Source organism: Phytoactinopolyspora endophytica (assembly GCF_004138495.1).
Lineage (GTDB): Bacteria > Actinomycetota > Actinomycetes > Jiangellales > Jiangellaceae > Phytoactinopolyspora > Phytoactinopolyspora endophytica.
In genome coordinates this window covers 73,806-79,824 of the sequence record NZ_ML142867.1, presented here as the reverse complement: position 1 = coordinate 79,824, position 6,019 = coordinate 73,806, and the positions used below count along the sequence as shown (strand labels likewise).

Below are 6,019 nucleotides of genomic sequence, written 5' to 3'. Positions count from 1 at the left end.
GCCCGCACCGCGGTCCGGACGTGCTCGCTGTCCTCCGCGTGTACCACCAGACCGGGTACCACTTTGTACTGGGCGAGGCCGTCGCATTCGTACGTGCGCAGTCGCTGCCGGTCGGTGACGACCCGGTCGGTTCCCAGGGCACGCTCCAGCTCCGCGGTGACGCGGCTCAGAGCGGACATGGACTGCCTCCTTGTCGAGTGGGCGGCGGGCCGCTCATTCTGGTTCCGGGTTTGGGGTCAGTCCATTCGCCGGTAGGCGGGCAGCGTCAGGAAGTCGGCGTAGTCGTCGGCGACGGCGACCTCCAGGAAGGTCTGCTTCGCCTCCTCATAGTCGGCCGCAGCACCGGGCAGCTTGGCGATCTCCTCGTCGACGATGCGGTCGATGAGCTCACGCGTGACCTTCTCGCCGGTGTCGGCGAGCATGACGCCGTTGTGCAGCCACTGCCACACCTGGGACCGCGAGATCTCGGCGGTCGCCGCATCCTCCATGAGGTTGAAGATGGCGACGGCGCCAAGCCCGCCCAGCCAGGCCCTGAGGTACTGGATGCCGACCGAGATGTTGTTACGCAGCCCTGCCTCGGTCACGTCGCCGGGGGTGGAGGCGACGTCGAGGAGCTGGTCCGCGGTGACATGGACGTCGTCGCGGGTGCGCCCGATCTGGTTGGGCCGTTCGCCGAGGACGGAGGTGAACACCTCTTTGCACAGCTCGACCATGCCCGGGTGGGCCACCCAGGAGCCGTCGAACCCGTCGCCTGCCTCGCGGGTCTTGTCGTCGCGGACCTTGGCGAAGGCGGCTTCGTTGACCGTCTCGTCCCGGCTGGGGATGAAGGCGGCCATGCCGCCGATGGCGTGGGCGCCGCGTTTGTGGCACGTGCGCACGAGCAGCTCGGTGTAGGCGCGCATGAAGGGCACCGTCATGGTGACGGCGTTGCGGTCGGGGAGCAGGAACTCCTGGCCGCGGGTCCGGAAGGACTTGATGACCGAGAACATGTAGTCCCAGCGGCCCGCGTTCAGACCCGAGGAGTGCTCGCGCAGCTCGTACAGGATCTCCTCCATCTCGAAGGCCGCGGGGTAGGTCTCGATGAGCACGGTGGCGCGGATCGTGCCGCGCGGGATGCCGAGGAAGTCCTGGGCGATGAGGAAGGCGTCGTTCCACAGCCTCGCCTCGAGATGGGACTCCAGCTTTGGCAGGTAGAAGTAGGGGCCCTGGCCCTTTTCGATCTGACGCAGGCCGGCGGTCGCCATATACAAGGCGAAGTCGACCAGCGAGCCTGAGGTCTCGCGGCCGTCGACCAGGATGTGCTTCTCCGGCAGGTGCCAGCCACGGGGCCGCACAATGATGGTGGCCAGTTCCGCGTCGGGCTTGAGCGCGTAGGACTTGCCGTTGTCCGCGGTGAAGTCGATGGTGCGGTTGATCGCGTCGAGCAGGTTGAGCTGCCCGCTGGCGACCGCGTCCCAGTGCGGGGTGTTGGCGTCCTCATGGTCGGCGAGCCATGCCTTGGCGCCCGAGTTCAGCGCGTTGATGGTCATCTTCTGGTCAGTGGGGCCGGTGATCTCGACGCGGCGGTCCTCAAGCCCGGGAGCCGGCGGCACGACACGCCACGAGTCGTCCTCACGGATGTGCTTGGTCTCGGGGAGGAAGCCGAGGGTGCCGCCGGCCGCCAGCTCGCCGACTCGACGCCTTCGCGCCTCGAGCAGCTCGAGCCGGCGGTCACCGAGACGGCGATGGAGGACGGCGATGAGCTCAAGGGCCTTCGGGGTGAGCACCTCCTCGTAACGTTCTGCCACCTTTCCGGTCATCGTGATCCCATCCAGAGTCGTCACGTGCCAGCTCCAAACTTCCGTAATACGGAAAAGAATATCTCCTGTATGAAAATGCTAGATGAGTGCTGGAGAGAAAGCAATTCAGGGAAGACCCTTACGAACTGGTAGCGGCGGCCATGTGCTGGGCAGATTCGATCCGCACTGCATCAGCCACCGCCTCAGCTACTCGAGTGTCAAAGACGCCGGGGATGATGAAGGCCGCGTTGAGCTCATCGTCGGAGACCACGCCGGCGATGGCGACGGCGGCGACCCGCAGTAACTCGTCGGAGATGTGAGTGGCGCCGGCATCGAGCAGGCCGCGGAACAAGCCGGGGAAGGCGAGGACGTTGTTGATCTGGTTGGGATAGTCGCTGCGTCCGGTCGCGACGACGGCGGCTGTCTCGCCGGCCTCGATCGGGTCAACCTCGGGTGTGGGGTTGGCCAGCGCGAACACGACGGCGTCGTCGTTCATTCGGGCGATGTCCTCGCCGGTGAGAATGTCGGCAGCGGAGACACCGATGAAGACGTCCGCGCCGACGAGGCCCTGTTGGAGCGTGCCGGTGAAGCCACCGGAATTGGTGTGGTCGATGATCCAATCGCGGTGTGGGTCGCCGTTCCGCGTGCCGTCGTGCAGGGCGCCTTTCCGTCCGAAGCTGACGATGTTCCGTGCGCCCTGGGCGAGCAGGAGCTTGATGATGGCCGAGCCGGCGGCGCCGACGCCGGACACCACGATGCGCACGTCCGGCATGCTCTTTCCGACGACCTTGAGCGCGTTGATCAGGGCGGCGAGGACGACGATGGCGGTGCCGTGCTGGTCGTCGTGGAAGACCGGGATGTCGAGCTCCTCGCGCAGACGGGCTTCGATCTCGAAGCAGCGTGGCGCGGAGATGTCCTCGAGATTGACCCCGCCGTAGACGGGTGCGAGGGCCTTGACGACGGCGATGATCTCCTCGGTGTCCTTGGTGTCGAGGCAGACCGGCCAGGCGTCGACGCCGGCGAACTGTTTGAAGAGGGCGGCCTTGCCCTCCATCACGGGCAGGGCCGCGGCGGGGCCGATGTCTCCCAGTCCGAGCACGGCCGTTCCGTCGGTGACGACGGCGACCGTGTTGCGCTTGATCGTCAGGCGGCGAGCATCCTCCGGTCTCTCGGCGATGGCCAGGCAGACGCGAGCGACGCCCGGAGTGTAAGCACGGGACAGATCACGACGCGTCTTCAGCGGAGTCTTCGGGCTGACGCTCAGCTTGCCACCGAGGTGCATGAGGAACGTCGAGTCCGACATCTTCAGTACGCGCACGCCGTCCAGGGTGTCGAGGGCCTCCCGGACCCGCTCGCCGTGTTCTGCGTCGACGGTGTCACAGGTGACGTCGACCGTGATCACCGACGTCGTGGAGTGGGCGATGTCGACCCCCGTGACGGCTGCCCCAGCCTCGGCCACGGCGTGCACCACGGTACTCGTGGCCTGCTGCGATGCGGGAGTCTCGACTCGCAGGGTGATCGTGTAACTGGGGCTCGGCAATCCGGCCCGGTGGACCTTGGGGCGCTGACTTGCGCGAACGTCCGCTCCGCTGGCGGTATCGTCTACCACTGTTGCACCTGCTTCCGTATTATGGAAGGATAATTCCGTATAGCGCATTCTAATATGTGGCGAGGAGGTGTCGCGTGCCGGAGTCTGCCGGAGTTCAATCCGTGGACCGTGCGATCGACCTGTTGGAGATCCTCACAGACCTTGGCGGTGATGCGGGACTGAGCGAGCTCGCTTCCCGCACTGGCCTTGCCCTGCCGACGATTCACCGATTGCTGCGCACTCTGGTCAACCGTGGGTACGTACGACAGCTGCCCTCGCGTCGATACACGCTCGGGCCACGCGTTATCCGGCTGGGTGAGGCGGCCGGGCGCCAGCTCGGCGCCGGCACGAAACCCCACCTGGAACGACTCGCGCACAAGCTCGAGGAAAGTGTCAATCTTGCGATGCTCGATGGCGACATGGTGGTCTACGTCGCCCAGGCGGCCTCGACTCGTTCGATGCGGATGTTCACCGAAGTGGGGCGGCGAGTGCACTGCCACAGCACCGGAGTCGGCAAGATGGTTCTGGCCCAGCTCGCCGACGAGGACGTTCGCAAGATCGTCGCAAGCACCGGCCTCCCTCCGGCGACGGAGCAGTCGATCACCGACATCGAGTCGTTGTTCGCCGAACTGGACTCCATCCGCAAGCGCGGCCACGCGGTGGACGACGGCGAACAGGAGGTCGGCGTCCGCTGCTTCGCGGTCCCGGTATCAGGCACTCCGACCCCGGTGGCCCTGTCCGTGTCCGGGCCTGCCGTACGGGTCACCGACGAGTTCGGCGAGCGCGCCGTCCCGCTGTTGCGTGAGACGGCCGCGACAATCGGTGATTTCCTGTCGGTCGGATGACCGACCGGTCGCGTCCACGTCTACTCGCGGGTGAGCCCGCCGTCGTGCTGCCGAGCGGCACGCACCGGATCTCACGGAGTACGGAGATCTCGGTCTCGGTCTCCCCGGCAGGATCACGAGGGGGCTGACGCCGTCGACTCGCGCACGATCAGGCGCGTCGGCAGCTCGGGCGGCTCATACCCCGTCGTGCCGTCGACCTCGGCGAGGAGGCACCACATGGCGGCGCCACCGACCTTGCCCAGTGAGCTGTCGATGGTGGTGAGACTTGGGCTGATCAGGTTCGCCCCATAGACGTCGTCGAATCCGACGATGCTAAGGCGCCCGGGGACGTCGACCCCTTCCCGCTTGCACTCCGAGATCAAACCGATGGCCATGAGATCGTTGTAGACGACGACGGCGGTGACGCCGGAGGCGAGGATCCTGCGCAATCTCGTCGCACCGCCGTTCGGGACCGGATCGTCCGGGGGGATCTCGACGATCGACATGCCCTTCGCCACCGCGTGCTCGAACAGGATGTTCCACCGGTGCCGGTTGGCCCAGAACGTCGTCGGTCCTGAGAGATAGCCGATCGAGCGGTGGCCGAGTTCCTGTAGGTGGTCCACGGCCTGCACCAGTCCGGTCTCGCTGTTCGGCACCACGTGCGGGATGCCCTCGACCGGGCGGAGCGCGATGACTATGGGCTTGGTCTCGCTCAGCTGTGCGATCTGATCCTCGTCGAGGAGCGACGCGACTACGAGCACGCCGTCGACGGAGGGCTGCAGGCGCTCCACGGTGGCGAACTCGATGTCAGAGCGCTGGTGCGACTCGGCGAACACGAGCGTGTAACCGGCCTCCGTGGCGACGTTCTCGGCACCTCGCACGATGTCGTAGAACACCGGATTCGTAATGTCGGAGACCAGCAGCGCCACCATGGCGGTCTTTCCGGTCAGGAGGGCACGTGCCATCGGATTGAGACGGTAGCCAAGCGCCTCGGCAGCGTGGCGGATGCGCTCCTCGGTCTTGGCGTTGATGCGGCCCGGCTTGTTGAGCGCGCGCGAGACGGTGGACGGGCTGACACCGACCACCTCGGCCACGTCGTAGATAGTCGCGGCTGGTTTCCGGTTGCCAATGCGGTGCACCGCAGCCGGATTGTCGTCGCTCATCTGGATCCTCACCGTGACCGCATGACCGTTGCCGAGTCCGTAGGGCATTTTACATAATCCGAGCTAGGCAGCGAGGCAATCGGTTGACAGTGCCGGTGGTGGAAGCACTGGCTCCGTCAGCCGTCCTCACGCCGTCCTCTCGAGAGGCGACTGCTCTTGCCCCTGGAGGGTTCGTGCGGCATTGTTACCGATGCCAACGACTGAGCGGAGGAGCAATGAGCAAGGAACCGGTCCTCGCGGGGTTCTACCCGGACCCCTCCGTTTGCCGGGTGGGCGAGCAGTACTACCTCGTGAACTCGTCCTTCGAGTACTTTCCCGCGGTCCCGGTGCACCGCTCGGCGGACCTGCTCACGTGGACGCCGGTGGGAGCGGTATTCGACGATCCTGCTCCCTTCCGGGTCGTCGCCCAGGATGGTGCGAGCGGTGGGTTCTACGCTCCGACGATTCGGTACCACGATGGCATGTTCTGGGTCGTGACCACGTCGATCGGTGACGTCGACCGCGGGCACGTGCTCGTCCGTGCGAGCGACCCGGGCGGGCCCTGGGATGCGCCGGTGTTCGTGGCGGGCGCTGTCGGGATCGACCCCGACCTGGTGTGGACAGAGGACGGCACCTGCTGGTTGACGTGGAAGGACCAGCTGGGGCGGATCACGCAGGCGCAGCTCG

At 66.3% G+C, this 6,019-nt stretch carries 5 protein-coding genes and 1 pseudogene; 2 read left to right on the top strand and 4 right to left on the bottom strand.

Annotation, left to right across the window (positions count from 1 at the left end; genetic code table 11):
* The 3 genes and pseudogenes from ELR45_RS43015 to ELR45_RS28090 all read right to left on the bottom strand — a co-directional run.
* Positions 1-179, bottom strand: a pseudogene (locus ELR45_RS43015) (FAD-binding oxidoreductase); the annotation flags it as partial.
* A gap of 57 nt (positions 180-236) precedes the next feature.
* Positions 237-1,799, bottom strand: coding sequence for a malate synthase A (gene aceB / locus ELR45_RS28095; protein WP_205857429.1), 1,563 nt, complete (start codon positions 1,797-1,799; stop codon positions 237-239).
* Positions 1,800-1,917: 118 nt separating this feature from the next.
* Entirely contained in the window at positions 1,918-3,318 is a 1,401-nt protein-coding gene (locus ELR45_RS28090; RefSeq protein ID WP_420813964.1) for an NAD-dependent malic enzyme, read from the bottom strand.
* Positions 3,319-3,461: 143 nt separating this feature from the next.
* On the opposite strand from ELR45_RS28090, the gene ELR45_RS28085 reads away from it, so the two are divergent.
* Positions 3,462-4,211, top strand: a complete 750-nt coding sequence (locus ELR45_RS28085; RefSeq protein ID WP_129669271.1) for an IclR family transcriptional regulator — start codon at positions 3,462-3,464, stop codon at positions 4,209-4,211.
* 113 nt (positions 4,212-4,324) lie between these two features.
* Here ELR45_RS28085 and ELR45_RS28080 read toward each other — a convergent pair whose 3' ends face one another.
* Positions 4,325-5,353 (bottom strand): LacI family DNA-binding transcriptional regulator, encoded by a 1,029-nt coding sequence (locus ELR45_RS28080; protein WP_165368173.1) that lies wholly within the window; start codon positions 5,351-5,353, stop codon positions 4,325-4,327.
* Positions 5,354-5,568: 215 nt separating this feature from the next.
* Between ELR45_RS28080 and ELR45_RS39360 the strand changes: the two genes are divergently transcribed.
* Positions 5,569-6,019, top strand: a 451-nt coding sequence (locus ELR45_RS39360) for a family 43 glycosylhydrolase (RefSeq protein WP_205857407.1), incomplete at its 3' end; no start/stop codon positions are given.

Bases quoted from the DNA above. Each gene is read 5' to 3' on its own strand.
- ELR45_RS28080 (WP_165368173.1), bottom strand. From the start codon at position 5,353: ATGAGCGACGACAATCCGGCTGCGGTGCACCGCATTGGCAACCGGAAA.
- aceB (WP_205857429.1), bottom strand. From the start codon at position 1,799: ATGACCGGAAAGGTGGCAGAACGTTACGAGGAGGTGCTCACCCCGAAG.